General features: G+C 51.3%; 11 protein-coding genes. 6 read left to right on the top strand and 5 right to left on the bottom strand.

Translation table 11 applies throughout. The annotated features are described in order from the left end of the window. Positions 1–1,866 (top strand): hypothetical protein, encoded by a 1,866-nt coding sequence (locus Pan161_RS13500; protein WP_145227783.1) that lies wholly within the window; start codon positions 1–3, stop codon positions 1,864–1,866. 58 nt (positions 1,867–1,924) lie between these two features. Next, on the top strand, positions 1,925–3,544 hold the full coding sequence (locus Pan161_RS13505) for a hypothetical protein (RefSeq protein ID WP_145227785.1): 1,620 nt from the start codon (positions 1,925–1,927) through the stop codon (positions 3,542–3,544). Here Pan161_RS13505 and Pan161_RS13510 read toward each other — a convergent pair. Continuing rightward, on the bottom strand, positions 3,541–6,138 hold the full coding sequence (locus Pan161_RS13510; RefSeq protein WP_145227787.1) for a carboxylesterase family protein: 2,598 nt from the start codon (positions 6,136–6,138) through the stop codon (positions 3,541–3,543). The two genes, Pan161_RS13505 and Pan161_RS13510, sit on opposite strands and share 4 nt — an antisense overlap. Before the next feature lie 321 nt (positions 6,139–6,459). On the opposite strand from Pan161_RS13510, the gene Pan161_RS13515 reads away from it, so the two are divergent. Next, positions 6,460–7,407 (top strand): YHYH protein, encoded by a 948-nt coding sequence (locus Pan161_RS13515; RefSeq protein WP_145227789.1) that lies wholly within the window; start codon positions 6,460–6,462, stop codon positions 7,405–7,407. A 63-nt stretch (positions 7,408–7,470) separates the two neighbouring features. Here the strand turns inward: Pan161_RS13515 and Pan161_RS13520 are convergent, their stop codons facing one another. Further along, on the bottom strand, positions 7,471–8,058 hold the full coding sequence (locus Pan161_RS13520; RefSeq protein ID WP_232103729.1) for an RNA polymerase sigma factor: 588 nt from the start codon (positions 8,056–8,058) through the stop codon (positions 7,471–7,473). A 307-nt stretch (positions 8,059–8,365) separates the two neighbouring features. Next, positions 8,366–9,226: a prolipoprotein diacylglyceryl transferase gene (lgt, locus tag Pan161_RS13525; RefSeq protein WP_145227791.1), complete on the bottom strand. Its 861-nt coding sequence runs from the start codon at positions 9,224–9,226 to the stop codon at positions 8,366–8,368. Positions 9,227–9,430: 204 nt separating this feature from the next. Here lgt and Pan161_RS13530 point away from each other — a divergent pair, with 204 nt between their 5' ends. Beyond that, entirely contained in the window at positions 9,431–10,915 is a 1,485-nt protein-coding gene (locus Pan161_RS13530) for a hypothetical protein (RefSeq protein WP_145227793.1), read from the top strand. Between the two features lie 31 nt (positions 10,916–10,946). On the opposite strand, the gene Pan161_RS13535 is transcribed toward Pan161_RS13530, so the two are convergent. Continuing rightward, the gene (locus tag Pan161_RS13535) at positions 10,947–12,488 is read right to left on the bottom strand and encodes a tripartite tricarboxylate transporter permease (RefSeq protein ID WP_145227795.1); all 1,542 of its coding nucleotides are present in this window, start codon (positions 12,486–12,488) and stop codon (positions 10,947–10,949) included. A gap of 57 nt (positions 12,489–12,545) precedes the next feature. Continuing rightward, positions 12,546–13,922, bottom strand: coding sequence for a tripartite tricarboxylate transporter substrate-binding protein (locus tag Pan161_RS13540; protein WP_145227797.1), 1,377 nt, complete (start codon positions 13,920–13,922; stop codon positions 12,546–12,548). Between the two features lie 535 nt (positions 13,923–14,457). On the opposite strand from Pan161_RS13540, the gene Pan161_RS13545 reads away from it, so the two are divergent. Both Pan161_RS13545 and Pan161_RS13550 read left to right on the top strand, forming a co-directional pair. Then, positions 14,458–16,839 carry a DUF1592 domain-containing protein gene (locus tag Pan161_RS13545; protein WP_145227799.1) on the top strand — a complete coding sequence of 794 codons (2,382 nt, stop codon included), beginning with the start codon at positions 14,458–14,460 and terminating at the stop codon, positions 16,837–16,839. Then, complete coding sequence (locus tag Pan161_RS13550) at positions 16,832–18,175, top strand: DUF1552 domain-containing protein (protein WP_145227801.1); 1,344 nt, start codon at positions 16,832–16,834, stop codon at positions 18,173–18,175. Before Pan161_RS13545 ends, Pan161_RS13550 begins: the two co-directional genes overlap by 8 nt. The last annotated feature ends 7 nt before the right edge of the window (positions 18,176–18,182 follow it).

The raw sequence follows: 18,182 nt of genomic DNA on the forward strand, positions 1-18,182 counted from the left end.
ATGACCACAGTGCTTCTGCAGTTAAGCCTGATCACACCCTTTGTGATGCTGCTGATTGCTGCGCTGGTGACTTGTGGAATACTGCGAGGAAAGCCGCACTGGCCGGTCGTCACTGGTGTCGCGCTGACTGCCCTCGTCGCTGTAACCTGTCTCTGCTTTTTCAGTTCCCGCCTGGAGCAGCAGACTTATTCTCTGACACTGCTGAACTGGCTGTCTCTTGCTGGAGAATCGACTCCGCAATTACAGATCGGAGTATTGTTCGATCCGGTGAGCCTGGGATTTTACGGTCTGATTTCGCTGGGATCGTTGTTTTTCCTGTTACTGATTCCGAAATCAGCAGGCAGACTTGATTCCCAGAGTCGTTATTCATGGCCGCTCTATCTGCTCGGCTTTTGTGCGGCAACTGGAATTGTGCTGTCGACGAATTTCCTGGAACTGTTTTTCTTCTGGATCATTCTCTCACTCAGTCTGAATCTACTGCATGAAGTCAATTTGCAGGTTAAGTCTGCAGCGGGAACAGAAAGTCGGCACTGGTGGGGCTGGAATGCATTTTCCGACGCGATGCTCCTGCTGGCTCTATTTCTGATTCATACCAATTTCTCCTCTCTGGATTTTGTCAAAACGCTGCAGCCTGCTGCGATTCAGGCAGTGCATGCGCAAAATCGTGTGGCATTACCCGGAATCGGGGTCATACTTTTTCTGGCAGCGGTACCTCGCCTGGGATTGTTTCCTGCGTCTGCACTGGTAATCAGCAATTCCCGGCCGTGGACTGGTCGTTCGCTGGCGGCGTTGAATCTGCTGGCGATGCCTGTTGGATTATTTTTATTAGTACGCGGTGCACCTCTGTTATTAACGATGGAAGCGACCCAGAATTTAGTCGTACAACTGGCGATGATTTCTGCGGTCCTCACCGGATTTTCAGCATTCAGTCTCATGCGCGGACCACATTGGGACCGATGTCTTAGCTGGCTGGCCGCTACGCTGACGGGAATCATCGTAGCGACTCTGGGAATGAGCGGTTTAGAGTTCCCCACGGCCTTGTTGCCAATAATTGTCGTGCAAACCTGTGTCATTTCTGTACTCATATCCCTGGTCTGCTGGCAACGGCAGCAAACGATACCTCAAGACATCCTGCCCGCGATCCGGGTCTGCCTGCTGCTACTTCTGACCGCTGCCCTTATCGATCTGGGAGCAATACTCAATCCTCTGATTGAAGCACGCTCGATCGCGACTGAGTCACGGAATCAGGTTCTCATCTGGCTGATGCTGCCACTGGTCAGTGTTTATGTTTTTGGACTGGCCCGGTTTTATTTCACTCTGTCTCGGCAGAACACAACAAAGTCAAACGAACATTTTCCCATACTGCTGTTGTGGGGGATCACTGGACTGATCTGCCTGCTGACGATGGCAATGTTATTCCCGCTGCCATACGTACCCCGGTTCTGGCAGTCACCGTTGATGAGTGTCGGTCCGAATCCTTTTGACCGGGACTGGTTATTCTGCTCGTTTTATTTTCTATCCATGCTGGTCGCTTTAATCCTGGCCTGGATGACGGCTCCTAAAACAACAGGAACGACAAGCGAACGCGTCTCGTCCAGTCTGCTGCAACTGGGTGAGTCTCATTACCATGCCTCGGACATTCTAAACCGGACAATAATTCAACCGATGAAATTCCTGGTTAAATGTGTGACCTTTCTTGATGACTGGCTGGCAGAAGTACTGAGTCGCAGCATACTAGAAAGGCTGCCTGGGCTCTGGGGACACTTATTGAGTCACATGCAGAACGGGCAGACAGCATTTCCTACTCTGGTACTGATCTTTACGATGTCGATCCTTATTTTTGTGCTGATGGTACTGCAGATCTAAGTTCGGTTCTGATGCTGTTTGGTCTTTGAGTATTTTTTGCATTATTTTTGAGTCCTGTATGAACTCGTTTCTGAACTCCGTAATCTCTCTGTCGCCTGTGTTACTGATCGTCATGCCGGTTGCAGGTGCCTGCTTTGGCTGGGGAATTTCTCAGTTGGGCCTGGAGTTCAACCGCTGGACCGCATTTTCCAATACTTTAATCTCCTGCCTGATTCTGGCTGCGGTGCTGACTGCCCCCGCCTTAAAAGATGAGAGTCCCACCCGCGCAATCTCCATTACTCTGAAGCTGCCTGCCGTCGAAACCAATCAGGCACGTCAAGAAATGCCACGGCACTTTCAATGGGCGATGGACCATATATCCCTGTGGTTTCTACTGCTGCCCACTTGTCTGTGGCCGGCGCTGATTCTGCTTTCCCGGCGTATGGGTGTGGAATCGCGATGGCATTATTTCCTGCTCATGCTACTACAGGCATTTCTGGTGGGACTGTTTGTATCTTATGACTTGATCAGTTTTGCCACATTCCTGCTGGCTTCCACATTCTGTATGCTCTGCCTGATCCGTACCTGGAGTGGTTCACGTTCAATCCGCCTGCTGGAAAGCACAATGTATCTCCAGTTTCTGGGAGATGCATTCATCGTGGCAGGCCTGTTGCTGGCATCAATCGGTTATACCCGGATGCAGGGTCTGCTGCTGGAAACACCACAGCCTGTCACTTATCAGTTTAATGAAATTATCCAGGGCACAGTAAATGATACCGCACTGTTCCCGCTGGCAGAATCCTACTGGAGCACGACCTCTCCCTGGATTTTTTTGATCCTGATGACAGGTTTCACCATCAAAGGGGCGATCTTCCCGGCTCACTACAGTTTAACACAGTGGATGAAACAGGACTCAAGTTCCGCATTCCACACAAAGGATCGATCCATCTGGTGTCTGGCTTTGCTGGCATTATTTACCAAAATCAGCGTGTATGGAATGCTGCGATTTATGGTCCCTTTAAATCATTCAGCGGTGCAGAGCATCTCAACGGTGATCAGTTTCTGGGGAATGTCTGGCTTTCTGTATTTTGCTCTGCTGGCCTGTCGTGGAGGTCTGGTGCAAGGCGTCCTCTGCTTCCTGCTGGGTCAGACTGCTTTATCGCTTACGCTACTGTTTACTGCCGAACCTGCCATCGTGCCGAATCTGACTTTATTAAATGTCATTCAGGGGCTGGCATGTTGTCTGCTGCTACTGGTAATCCCGGTTCTGTCACTTCCCGTCACTGGAAAAGCCAATCGACTGCTGCAGTGGATTGCCGGATTTGCGATTCTCACACTGGCAGGACTTCCGGGGCTGGGCGGTTTTACTACGCAGTTTGCCTTTTTATGGAGTCTTTCTCAGGACAGTCTGCTGCTGGCCTTAATTTACCTGTTGGGTTACCTGCTGTTTCAACTGGTCTTAATCCGTGGATTCTGGCAATTAATGAAAGCTGCTGCTACAGAAACCAAAGCACAGCCGGAAGCCGATTCGATGTACGAACAGGAACACCGTCTCTTCGCCTGGCTGGCATTCGGTCCCGCAGTTTTACTGATCCTGGTGACAGGCATCTCCCCAGCTTCGCTGGTCAAAGAAACTTTATTGCCATTGTTTCCCGCCAGTGTCACCGGCAGTGAAACCCAAAATGCGAAGACTGATTAGTTATCTGCGGCTTCGAAGAGTGTACCACTCTCATTGCCATTTTCCGGCAGGAACTCAAAATGCGAGCCAGCAGCCAGCGTGAAGAGCTGTGTCTGGTTATTCACTTTCCGACGGTATAACAGCGGGGTGGCAGTATCAAAGGTGTGCGATTCACCGGGTTTTAATTTGTAAGGTCCACCCCAGTCGCTGTACGGACTTTTGAGCTCGTATTCCATTTCAACTTTGGTGTCATTGGTCAGTTTGAGTTCGGGTACCGTGAAGGTCGCCAGCAGCTGGGGATTAGACCAGTCGACTTTATTGATCCGGTAGCGACCAAACCCCAGTTCGATATCGGGAATCTCAGCGACGGAAGCAGGGCCCTGCTTCGTCCAGCCGCCCCAGGCAGACTGAACCAGATCCCGCAGTTTCTGTTGATCGATGCTGCTATCCTGCGGTTTATAATCGGGAGCAAACCGAGCGGTGCCTCCGACTTTCGCCCCCCCTTCCCAGTCCAGTTTCAAAGCGCGCTTGGAATAACTGCGATCCACAATTTCGGCTTCCACATCCTGGCCCAGGGAGAGGGTAAATTCAGCATAGGGAAGCCATTTTTTATCCGAGGCTGATTTTTTTATCGCCATCGAGATCGCTGCCTGAGGGACCTCAAATCGGAACGGATTATTGACATCTGATTTTTTCGACTTACCACCATCTTCAACCTGAATGGGTCTGGTGAGCACCAGTTCGGCCCAGATTTTCAGATCATCGCCGTACTGCTTCAGATCAGGGAATACCTGTTGCATGGTTTTGGGGTCGACCAGTGTGTCGAATGAATGTCCGGGAATATCCTGTACGGGAATCCGCGCGACATCGGCTTGCACCAGCATTTCCGTTAATGGTTTCAGCATGCCGGGCGCGACACCGATCTGCAGGTCAGTCACCTTGGGGATGTCATTGACGGAACGTCCGAATGAATTCAATCGCTGGATCTGCGCAGGTGGCGCAGCCGAATCAACAGCGGCCACTGTCAGACCAAAACTGAGAGAAATGCCCTGCTTGTCTGTGAGTACCTGTCGCGGCGCGAGCTGCATCCGGGGCTGGTAGACGGGGAGTGGCCAGATGGCATCCACGATCTGGCTGGCTTCGTCAAAATTCATCTGCTTTTCCAGTTCTTCCACCAGCCCGGGAACAATGGCTTTGACTTCGTCTTCAATACGTCCTTTGCTGCCGTAAATACCACTTACCAGTCCACTGGAAACTTTTTCCGAAGTCATACCAATCCCGCGTGTAGAAACTCCTGCCGGCCCGGAGACGTACCAGTTGTTCTGAGGAATATTGAAACGGGAACGCAGCAACTGCAACTTGATACGGTTGTCTTTAATGTAAGGTCTCACATCAAAACTCAACCAGACCGGCTCCTGATACCCGATGCTGACGGAGATCGGCCCTGCGACAGCGGCGTGACGATTGCCGTTTACATAAGTGCTTCTGATGTAGAGGTCCACATTTTGAATGCCAAGCTGTATATTTAATGTATCAGCGGCATAGGCTTCGACGGCGGCGCGGGCCAGTTCCCCTTGATAGGAGATTCCGGAAAACTGCACGCTGAAGCTGCGCCCCTGGGCAACCGTGGAATCATAGATATCATTAATGCCTCCTTCGAGCATGTCGGCTGGCACCATACTGGGGACTGCATCAGCCAGCGTTTTGAGGAATCGATTTCCCAGTCGAACCGAGACGGCGTTATCAATCACCAGGGCGGGAACGAACGGCGTATCTGCATCGACTTCGGCAGGACGTTTCTGATCGGGTTTGACCAGCAGTGGTGCGGTATTAGCGACGTCGGTCGACGGATTCAGCATCCAGTCGAACAGTGGTTTTGTATAAGCGACTTTCCAGACATCGTGTCCCACATCGGGAACTTCTGTGAAGCGTGGATTTCCGCCAGCCTGTTTGATCGCATCGACCATATTTTTTGTTTCGCCGGGCAAGACAACCCGATCGTCGGCCCCCTGGAAGGCCCAAATGGGAACCTCTTTGAGTTTGGAAGCCCAGTCTGCTTTCCCTCCCCCCGCGAGTGGCACGACGGCCGACCAGCGTTTGGGATCAGCGGCAGCCAGACTCCATGCGCCATAACCTCCCATAGACCAGCCTGTCAGAATCTGCTGATCAGCGTTGATCGAATAATCTTTCATCACGTTATTGAAAATCTGCAGGGCCCGTTTTCCACCGGGGGAATCGGCGAGCCAGCCCGCCAGCAGACTTTCTTTTCTGATCTCTGCCTGAGGAAAGACGACGAGAAACGGAAAGGTGTCTGCCTGCTGCTTAATCACTGGTCCCAGACCGACCTGAATCGGCTTTAATCCATCGTCGCCCCGCTCACCCGCTCCGTGCAGAAACAGGATGACAGGATACTTTTTCTCAGGATTATAGTTTTTGGGAACAAAGACTACATAGCGATGCTCGCCTTGATCGTCCTTAAATACCTTATTTACAAATCCCGTTTCTGTTGTTTTTTTCTGTGCCTGCAAATCGGCCGGTGCCGGTAGCAGAACAAGGGTCAGCAGTACAAGAGTTGATCGAAACGCAAACGAAAATCGTGTTCGAAGAGTTTGCATGGGTTCAATCCATTTCCAGATTCCGCAGAATCATAGTGGTGGTCGTTCAGTCCGTGAGTAAGATTATTCAGCGCCGATCGATCGTGACGGCGACTGCAGTCTTCACCCTCGATTTTTATGAGCGCACCTGTGGCTGTCAACAGTACGCCCGTTTCAGGCCCCGATCCAGGCAGATATGAGACAAGACGACATTTGGCATGTATTAAAGAAAATGTAGAAAACCCGGTGGATTCATCGACATCCTGCCCGTTATCAAGACTGGTATGAAGAATTGAGGAATAAAACGTCCGTTTGAGATCAAACCTAAAAAAGGGACTCACTTTGAATTGTCGACGACTCACTTTCTGTGCCATTGGCGTGATCTGCAGTACGGTACCGGTGTTTGGGTATCCACCACCGGGATTTGGACCAGCGGCTACCACTGCGACCAATCAGGTCAAGATGGTCGTCAAAGGCAATTATCGTTACATCTATTCCAATGGAATTCCTGATCATCAGGCCGGTCAGTTTCCCAACCGCAATAACCCAAACTCAATCCGCCCACAGCATTATGAATATCGCGTGCCAGTGAAACCCAAGGCCTCTCGCAACAGCACTCCCTGTCAGCATTCCATCTTTGGGATTGCCGTCAACGGCGTGGTCTTCGATCCGGGAACGGCAGAGTTCTGGAACCGTGACCGTCGGTCCGGCTGGAATTATGAGGCACTCTCCGGCAAGATCAATCTGGGACTGGATCAGAGCAATGCCCATGTGCAGCCTACGGGAGCCTATCATTATCATGGGCTGCCGCACGGTCTGATTTCCAAACAGGGCAAGGCGAATGAAATGACTCTGATTGGAGTCGCCGCGGATGGATTCCCGATTTATTCACAATATGGCTACACAGATGTAGATGATGCGACAAGCAAACTACAGAAAATGAAATCGAGCTATCAAATTAAAAAAGGGAGCCGAGCGGGAGGACCGGGTGGCAGATATGATGGGACTTTTGTAGCAGACTATGAATACGTTAAGGATTTTGGTGACCTGGATGAATGTAATGGGCGTTTTGGTGTCACCCCCGAATATCCGGAAGGCATTTATCACTATTATTTGACGGAAACATTTCCGTTTATCCCTCGGAAATTCCGAGGAACGCCAGACTCCAGTTTTCAGAAACGGGGACCCGGACCGGGGCAACATGGCGGACCAGGTCGTGGTGGATTCGGACCTCCCCCTTTGGGACCACCTGGCTTTGGAAAACCTCAGAATACGGGGCGCGGACGGTAGGAAAAAACAAGAGCGGATTAATCGATAGAAACTCAACTCACAGAGAGGAGGTTTGACAGGCGATTAAAGCGTGCGTGTGTTGGACTGATTTTCCCGCATCCGATTGCGAGCGCGTGACAGCGTCGGCCCAATCGAATTTTCCGGGATGTCCAGTTCACTGCTGATCTGCTGGTAAGACTTTCCCTGCAGGTGGTACTGTTCGACAATTTGTGCATCAGCGGGAGGCAGCTGCCGAATCATATTCTGGATTTCTTCCTGATCTTCGACGACCTGCTGGTGGCGCGCATGTTCTTCAGATGCGTATTCCATTTTGGATTTGGTAGAAACATGCCCCAAGGCTTCTGCCATGCGACGCTCAACCATTTTTTTTACAACGACACGTCGTGAGACCACGGTCAGATAAGTGGCCAGAGAACTGTTGCCACGAAAATTTCTCAGGACACGATAATCATTGGCGAGGAGGACCAGAAAGACTTCAGAAAGCAGATCATCGACATCATTGTCAGTGACGCGAATACTGCGTGCGTGAGCGGTGTGGTGGATGACGTGTGTGAACAGGCCAATAAACCGGTCTACAAAATCCTTCCATGCTCCCGGCTCTTCAGCGAGGCAACGCCTGAGCAAATTCTTGTCTATGTCTGTGAGAGCCACAAATCGCCTCAATTCATATAGGTCGCCGCCGTCTGGCAGCAAGCGAGTTAAGCCTGCATCTCATTATACACCGAAGTCCAACCTCCGTGTTGCAAAAAAATGCCCTGAAATCCAAATGACCGTTTTAACCTGATCATTAGTAGTAAAATCTGGGTGTTTTGCCCGCGAACTTTACTGGTAACTGGGATTTAAGGCAATACGATCCTGAAAAATATACAAAAACACACATATTCGCCTCTGATCGGCACGTTTTAACAGACGTTTATTGATGTGATTTCTAACCTGGGAATCTATACATAATCCCACATCAGTTTTTTTTCGCTGATTTTTTTAAGAGCAATTCAGTTTCCAGCGGAGGGGCGGGTCGGCGTTTGATCAACAGGACGATGCCGGCAATTACGAGAGGGATGCTCAACATCTGTCCGACACTCAATGGTAGACTTTCTGCAAACTCTGCCTGTCGCATCTTATAGAATTCTAAAATAAAGCGGGCGGTGAAGACCATGATAAAAAACAGGCCGATGAGTAAACCGCGCGGCGTTTCGCTGCGATATTTTCGATAGAGCAGTAAGAGGACGATAAAAAAGCAGCCATAACAGAACGACTCATACAGCATGACAGGATGTCGCGGCATTAGCTGTTCTTCGCGACTGCTGAGACCGAGACCATCCTCAAACACGATGGCCCAGGGAACATCGGTCGCGCGTCCCAGAATTTCCGAGTTGAAAAAGTTACCGATGCGAATGAAGAATCCGGCCAGTGCCACGGGAATCGTGAGTCGATCCAGCAACCATAATAAAGGCTGATCCGGATGATTACGTGAATAGAGCCAGGCGGAGAGGGTAATTCCGACCGCAGCGCCGTGGCTGGCCAGCCCACCCTTCCAGATCTGCAGAAGTCTGATGGGATCGCTGAGATACTCCATCGGATGATAAAACAGACAATGCCCCAGACGCGCGCCAATGATGGTGCCCAGCACCATATAGATCAACAGTGATTCGACATCGTCCACATTCCGTTTTTCGGTACGAAACATCCAGCGCAGCAGCAGATACCCACAGATGAAACCGGCGGTGAAGAAGAGGCCGTAATACCGTATCTTGACTGGACCGATTTCGAACAGAATGCGGTTGATATCCCAATGCAGATAGGCAATCAGTGGATTCACTTGACTTATTACTCCTGGATTCTGAAATGCAGATCTGTTGTTCTTTTCTGAGATTTCAGAATGACTTCAATATGCTATGATAACCAGACCGAAAGATAGACCATTCTCAGAGTTAAGCCTAGTCCGAATTGATATTTCCAACCTGGTTTCAGCCTGATCATTGATTTTCCTCCCAGGTTCTCCGTTGAAAGCTTGATTTCCCCGATGAACACAGTTGTGCCTCGACTGATATCCGGAGCATTTGCCAGCGTAGCCGGAATGGCGGTACTGGAAATGGTACGGCTGAAAGGGGCAGCACTCGTTCAGCAGCCATCTCTGGTAACGATGCTGGCGGCCTGCGGCGTGCTTGTGATGCTGCTGGGAATCGTCGGCTGTCTGCTGCCGCATCGATTCTGGGAAAAGATACTGTCACAAGGGCAACAGATTCATTCTGCATTGGCGTTGCCGCGACCGATGGTGAATCACTGGACCGGCAGCCTGCTGCTGTCCGGTTCACTTGTCGTCTATTTTGTCGTACTCATGAACATCATCCCGCAGCAACCACCGCCGGACAATAACGACCAGGCCGCCTTTCTAATGCAGGCGAAAACCGTCCAGGAAACCGGAGGACCAGTAACGCTGTTGCAGCGACTGTTTGCAGGTAAGTACACCGAAGCGAATCAACATCCTCTGTATGTGGCTCTGCTTTCGTATTTCCCCAACGATGAAGCGGGGAAACGACTGTCGGCGATGTGTGGATTATGCGCGCTGCTGATCTTTACGATGGGGATCACTCGCTGCTATGGAAATCTGATCGGGGGAATCACAGGCATGCTACTCAGCATCAACGCCGCGTATTGTCAGTTGACAGCGCGGATCGTCTGTGAAGGACTGTTATTAATTTTTGTCGCTGGAGTATGGCTGATCGTATTGCGAATGCCCGATCTCAGAAAGCCATCACGCTTCCCTTTCCTGTTGCTGATGGGAACCGGTCTGCTGCTGGGACTGGCATGGCTGACAAAAGGAACGGCACTGCTCCTGATGCTGGGACTGATACTCTGGTTGTGTTCCTATGCGGTCAACTGGCAGCGCTGGATTCCCGCTGTGCTCCAACAGCACCCAACCGATGATCCGGCGCAACGAACAGAGCAAAAGACGGTTCCACTGAAACGGCTCGGACTCACTCTGGCACTGGTCATCGCGAGTTTCACAGTGATTGCAGCACCACTCCTCATTCGGAATCTGCGCGTTTATGGCAGCCCCACCTTTAATGCCAATTCGTATTTGCTGTTTGAAGATGAATTCAGTGAGCCACACGCGTTGATCAAACAACATGGTTCCTTGCGGAATGCTGCACAGAACTACTGGCAGTCACACACGATGACCGACATGATCAAACGGGAAATTAAAGGCATGCTCTGGCAGGCATTCATCTTTCTGCGCAGTCTGGGTCCCCTGCCTTTTGGTGAGGGGAGGTTGTTCTTTGGACTACTGGCGTTTCCGTTTCTGATCGTCGGCCTGTTTTCGGAAACCGGTCCTGCGCGGCGACTGTATCTGATCTGGATGCTGCTGTTCTGGCTGGCTTTTGCCTGGTATCTACCCATCGCGGCGGGCGAACGGTTTCTGATTCCTCTGCTGTTGCCGAGTCTGGCATTCGTGAGCCTGGGCCTGGTACGAACCGGTCAACTGCTGTCGCGTCGAACTGCTTGACCAGTTTCAGCTTTGCAATATATCACAATTCTCAGGCAGGGCTCGACCATTTTTTTCTGAGTAGTGGCATAAACAGCGGTACGAGCCAGAGAGCAATGCAGAAAATCCCCAGGGCGGCTGAGATAGGACGGTTAAAGAACGAGAGGATGCTGTCATCTTTGGACAGATTCTGTACGAACGACTGTTCCAGTTGTCCGCCGAGAATGATGCCGAGCACAACGGGACCGAGCGGGATGGCGAAGACTTCCAGGACAAAACCGAGAAGGCCCATACCAAGCATCACCCAGACATCGAAGTAGCTGCCATTGATAGAGTATGAACCGATGACACAGAACATCAGAATCAATGGCATCAGGATGCGGCGGGGAATACGAACAAGTTGCGCGCCACTCCGAATGGCCAGGAAACCCAGCGGTATCAACAGTAGATTGGCGATGATAAATGTCAGATAAATCCCATGCACGAGAACCAGCTGATCCGGATTTTCAAATATCCCGGGACCGGGGGTAATGTTTTTCATCAACAGTACGCCGATGACGATCGCGGTCACCGAGTCGCCGGGGATGCCCAGCACGAGCGCGGGAATCCAGGCACCTGCGAGCGCCGAGTTGTTGGCACTCGTGGCATCGCCGACCGCATCGAGGGAGCCTTTTCCATATTCTTCAGGAGTTCTGGAACATTTTTTGGAGACGGCGTAGGAAATCCAGGCGGCGATGTCAGCACCGGCACCGGGAATCATGCCGATGGTCGAACCGATACAGCTGGAACGAAACCAGCTGAATTTGCGTTTCCAGAGTTGAGGCAGCACGCCACCGAAAACGGGTTTCAGATGCTTAAACCAGGATTTGTCTACTTCTACCGGGAGCGCCGACTTGAGTTTTTCAGTTTCTTCATCCGTCTTAGAAGTCAGCGTATTACGAAACACTTCGGAGAGTCCGAACAGGCCAATCATGGCGGGGATAAAATTGATACCAGTAAACAGTTCATCAAAACCGAAGGTGAAGCGGGGCACGCTGTGAACTTCACTCAAGCCGACCGTGGCGAACATCAGACCGATCATCAAGGCAAGGGCTCCTTTGAGACGGGAACCAGTAGAGACGATGGCGGCACAGCTTAAGCCGAGCACATACAGCCAGAAGTATTCGTAGGTGGTAAATTCGAAAGCGATCTTTGCCAGTTGCGGAGCGGCAAGTATCAGCACGAGTGCCCCAAACAGTCCCCCGGCGACACTGAAGACCAGCGAAACCCCCAGAGACGTTTCATGCAGACCGCGGCGAGTGAGCGAGTATGCATCGTCGGTATAAGCGGCCGAGGAGGGAGTCCCCGGAATTCGGACCAGCGTCGTCGGGATATCACCGGCAAAAATACTGCAGGCTTCCAGAGTCACAATCGCGGCGATGGCAGACAGGTTATCCAGATAAAAGGTGAGCGGAATCAACAATGCAACTGCCATCGTCGCCGTCAGCCCCGGGATCGAGCCGACGAACAGCCCATAAACGGCTGAAAGAAATATCACCAGCAGGACTTCTGGAGAGACTATATTCTGTAGCGCGGTGATGAATGTCGATTCCATGTTGATTCTTCAAGTTGCGAGGCGAATGTCAGAGTCAGAACAATGTCGAGCCGAAGGTTACCAGCCAAGTACACCCCGTGGCAGGGGAACGCGCAGGAGGTGAGCAAACAGGGTATAGATTCCCGGAATGAATAATACTGTAATCAAAGCACACACCCACCAGCGCGTGCCAAACTTCCAGAGCAGCAGAAACAGAACGACTCCTGCTGTCAGAATGAACCCCAGTTCTTCGGCGAACAGTAGGTAAAACACAATCCCGATCAAAACGAGAATTGTATTGATAATACCCTGCCGGGTAACCGCATCGCCGGTCACTTCAGGAGCGAGGGCGTGAACTTTTTTCTGAATCGCCAGGCAGCCAAGAATCACACACATGGCAAATGCGATCATTCCGGGAAAAACCAGCGGTCCGGTATCCCGCGTCGACATCTGAGCGAAGGCATCACTGGTTAAGAGTTTCCCCAGCGTCTCGTCATTCGATTTCAGGAAAGTAGAGAACTCTTGGTCGGCACGATAACGGGTACTCAGACCAGCCTCCCGCATGGCTTCCGGAAATGATTTTCCGATGATGTTTACGTCGCCATCAGTGATTTTTTTGACGGCTGCCGAGACTTTCTCCACGATGGGTTCTGGCGTCCCGACAGGTAACACGAGGCCGTTCCACCCCGAAATATTCCAGTCCATGCCCTGCGAACTGAAGGTGGGAACTTCCGAGAATTCTGCCAGAGGCTCCTCCGCCATCACTCCCAGGCAGCGGACCTGACCAGACTCATACAGTGTCTTGGCTTCGGGTAGACTGCAGCAGACCAGATCAACGCCACCGCTGGCGAGTTCCTGTAATGACGGGCCTGCGCCATTCATGGGAATCCATTTGATGTCTTCCGCGTTGAACCCGCTGAAATCGAGCCAGCCTGCCAGTGCCAGATGCCAGATCCCGCCGCTCGCGGTGCCGGTAGCCGTCAGTTCGCCGGGGTGTATTTTCACATAGTCCTGCAGCTGTTGCATGTTCTGAAAAGGAGACTCTTTTTTGACAAAGACCGCGGCGGCGCCATCGACGAGTGAGACAATCGGGATGGCGTCCTGATGTGTGAGCTTTGTCAGGTTTTGCCAGTGCAGCATATTGAGTTCGACGGTAATGATGGCCAGTGTATAACCGTCGGGCCGGGCATTGAGACCTCGACTGTGCCCGGTGACTCCACGACCGCCTGTGGCGTTGATGACATTGACGGGGACTCCGAGTTCCTGTTCCAGGTACACACCCAACTGTCGTGACGTACGATCTGTCGCCCCGCCAACCGACCAGGGACAGATGATCGTAATCGGTCGATCCGGATAATTTTCGATGGTACTCGGGGCACAACCGTTCAACAGGAACAGGCAGAGAAAAAGAAGTTTCCACCGGACACTAACAGTAATCATCGCGCGCTGATTCATCAGTTCAGTACCAGACAGGATTGGAGATTAAATTATGGAAAGAGGAAACCTGCCTGAACAGCAGATCGCCTGTCCCTAGTGCTTTGTCAAGCTACAAATTGAGGGTTGGGGGGTGTTGTTTACGTGCTCCGTTGTCGCACTCTCGTGATATCTATCAACCCAAATTTTAAAAATGACACTCCATTAGGATGCAGAGCGGAATAGAGCCTGTCAATAACCAGCAAACCGGCAGTGTCCGGTTTAATGAAGTTCGTATTAAATACTTAAGAAGTTAAAATATTGAAACTCTGTACCAGCCTGTTGAGTAGAATACAGACAGGCAGCCAATCATGTTATAAAATAGACTGTCTACAGGAGATCTGCAGCAGACTGATCTTGCAAAACGGTCTCCCGTGACGTTACGCTATACTATGAGATTCCTGCCACTAAACACCTGCCTCAGTCTGATCGTGTGCAAACGATGCGCTCACTGCTTTCGATCTTAAGCCACTCGAAAGAAATCAACCTGAGTCCCCCGCCCGAAGGTTTTTTATAAATGCGAATGATTGAATCAACATCCCGGCTCTCAAAACTTCAGACTCTGAAGAGTGCCTGCGTCGCAGCCTGCGGTCTGAGTCTGATGATTTGTCTCTCCGCTGCACACGGAGCACCGCTAAGCCTGGAGAAATCAGAAAAACAATTTCAGTCACAGGTGAAACAGTTCATTACGAAATACTGCCTTGACTGCCACACCGGCGCGGAAGCAGAAGCCGGTCTTGCGCTGGAAAAATACAAGTCCCGCGACAGCATTCTGGAACAGCGGGAAGCCTGGGAAAAAATCGTCAAGCGCATCCAGATTCAATCGATGCCTCCAAAAGATGCAGGCTCTCTGCCAACAGATCAGGAACGGGAAGACGTACTGGCCTGGTTTGATGATGCTCTGTATGGGGTGGATTGTTCAGGGGACATTAACCCGGGGCGTGTCACCGTACGCCGATTGAACCGTAACGAGTACAACAACACAATCCGTGATCTGGTCGGCATTGATTTTGAACCAGCGGAAAACTTCCCCTCCGATGATGTCGGCTATGGTTTCGATAATATTGGCGACGTACTGACTCTGCCGCCACTGTTAATGGAAAAATATCTGGACGCTGCCGAAGAGATCTCCGAGAAAGCCATTTTTGCAAACACTCCTGACAGCTATCCCTGGCAGAAAATCACTGAGAAGAACTTCCAGAAGGAAGGCGCTGTGACAATCAGAAAAAGTGGTGCGGGCTTTCATTCTCGTGGCACTCTGGCTGGTAAGATCGAACTCAAGCAAGCCGGCAAATATGACTTTCGAATCATCGCCGGCTCGACTCCTGCAGGAACAGACCATGCGAAAATGGAAGTCAAGCTGGATGGCAAACTGCTGAAAACATTCGAAGTGAAAGAAAACCGGAACTCTCCCGGTACGTTCACCATGCCGCAAGCAGTCCGACTGCCCAAAGGCAAGCATATCCTCACCATTTCGTTCCTGAACGACTTCTATGATCCCAAAGGTCCTCCCAATAAACGGGATCGGAATCTGTATGTAAACGAAGTCGCTTTTAAAGGTCCCCTGGGTCAACTGCCTGTGGACCTGCCGACATCACATCATAAAATTATCACCTGTACCCCGGGCAGCGGTCGCTCAATCCATTATTGTGTAGAGAAAATTATCCGCGAATTTGCCACACAGGCATTCCGTCGTCCGGTCAGCCGGGAAGAAGTCACTCCGGTTGTGGAACTGGTCGAAGCGCGGGTGAAGTCGGGGCGTACTTTCGAGCAGGGAATTCAGGTAGGGGTCCAGGCGATTCTGGTATCCCCTCACTTTCTGTTTCGCATTGAAGGTCTGCAGGATCCCACCAAGACACGTGACGAACAGACCATCGCACAATATGAGATAGCTTCCCGGCTCTCTTACTTCCTGTGGAGCAGTATGCCCGATCAGACTCTATTCGATCTGGCAGCTCAGGGGCGACTGCACGACCGGCGTACCCTGCAGGTGCAGGTCAAACGTATGCTGGAAGACCCCAAGTCGGAAGCATTCGTTAAAAACTTTGCCGGTCAGTGGTTGAATCTGCGAAACCTGGATGACTTAACACCCGATCCACGAAAATTCCGCGTTTTCAATACACAGTTAAAAGCTGACATGCGTCGCGAAACGGAAGAATTTTTCAGCTATATCATGAAAGAAGACCGCAGCGTCATTGAATTCATCAACGCTGATTACACCTTCATGAATGAGAATCTGGCGAAATTTTACGGGAACGACAAAATCAAAGGGGATAAATTCCAGAAAGTCAGCCTCGATAAATCGAAGCGGGCCGGTCTGATCACTCAAGCCAGCATCCTGACATTGACCTCCAACCCGGGCCGGACCTCTCCTGTCAAACGGGGAAAATGGATTATGGAAAATATACTGGGCACACCACCCCCACCACCGCCACCCAATGTGCCTGAGCTGGAAGAAGCAGCAGGTGCGAAACCGAATGCCACCTTACGCGAACAATTGGCAATACATCGTAAGATCGCCGGTTGTGCGGCCTGTCACGATCAGATGGATCCCTTAGGACTGGGTTTCGAAAATTTCGATGCCATTGGTCGCTGGAGAGAAAAAGAAGGAAAACATAAAATCGATTCTTCTGGACAGTTACCCAGTGGTCAGACTTTTAAGAGTCCCGTAGAATTAATCGGGATTCTGGAAGAGCAGAAACAGGGATTCAGCCGATCTTTAGCAGAGAAGATGCTGACTTACGCCATTGGTCGTGGTGTCGAATACTACGACAAGTGTGCTTTGGATGAAATCACCAACAACTTTACTACCAGGGGATATCGCTTTTCAGCGCTCGTCACCGAGATTGTCACAAGCGATCCCTTCCTGAAACGTCAACGAGGTTCTCACAATGACTAATCTCCTGAAACGCCGTACATTCCTGCAGGGTCTTGGAACGACGATGGCTCTGCCATTGCTGGAGATCATGCAGCCTCAGTTGCATCTGGCCGCCGCTGCTCCTGCTGCGGCGAAAGCGCCTGTCAGAACCGCGTTCATTTTCTTCCCGAACGGGGTGATTGGTCCATCGTGGTATCCCACATCCACAGGCCAGAACTATGAGATGCCGAAAACACTGAAATCTCTGGAAAGTCTGAAGTCGGATGTCAATGTAATTTCCGGTTTGGCTCAGGTCAATGCCCGCGCTCTCGGCGATGGGGCCGGGGATCATGCCCGCTGTGCTTCCGTGTATCTCACAGGTGCGCACCCGACAAAAACCAGCGGTGCAGATATTAAAGCCGGTGTCTCCGTCGACCAGGTTGCCGCTCAGCAGGTAGGACATCTGACACGATTGCCTTCGTTGGAACTGGGCATGACACGCGGCCGGAACGCCGGACAATGCGACTCTGGTTACAGCTGTGCTTACTCTTCCAATATTTCCTGGCGAACACCTTCTACGCCCACAGCAAAAGAGATTGTTCCCAAACTGGCATTTGAACGTCTGTTTGGCGGCGGAGCCGAGAGGGAAAAACAACGTGCCCGCCATCTAAAAGATCGCCAGAGTATTCTGGACCTGGTCAAACACGATGCTGATCAGTTGAAAAAACAGCTGGGTCGGAATGACCAACGCAAAATTGACGAATATTTCACCAGCGTACGAGAAATCGAGCAGCGGATTGAACGCAGTACGCATCAGGAAAAAATCAAACCGCCGGAAATGCAACTGCCGGACGGTATTCCCAGCGAGTTCCAGGAGCACATCCGGCTGATGTACGACCTGTTGATTCTTGCTTTCCAGACCGATACCACGCGTATCGCTACGTTCATGGTTGGCAACGCTGGCAGTAACCAGACCTTCCCGATGGTCGGAGTGAATTCAGGGCATCACGAACTGTCACACCATCGCAATGATGAAAAGAAGATGGCTGACATTCAAAAAATTGATGAGTACCTGACTTCGCAGTTTGCTTACTTCCTCAAACGCCTTAAAGAAACACCGGAAGGAAACAGCAACCTGCTGGATAACTCGATGATCTGTTATGGCAGCGCCATCGGCGATGGTAACCGCCACAGCCACCACGACCTGCCAATTATCCTGGCCGGTAAAGGTGGGGGCACAATCAAGACCGGTTTCCACCACCAGGTCAAGACAGAAACACCCTTGAGTAACCTGTTCGTCTCCATGCTGGACCGAGTGGGAGCCCCGGTCACTTCATTTGGCGACAGCACAGGCCGCCTGTCTGTCATCGATACCTGATCTCAGG

It is taken from the genome of Gimesia algae (assembly GCF_007746795.1).
GTDB lineage: Bacteria > Planctomycetota > Planctomycetia > Planctomycetales > Planctomycetaceae > Gimesia > Gimesia algae.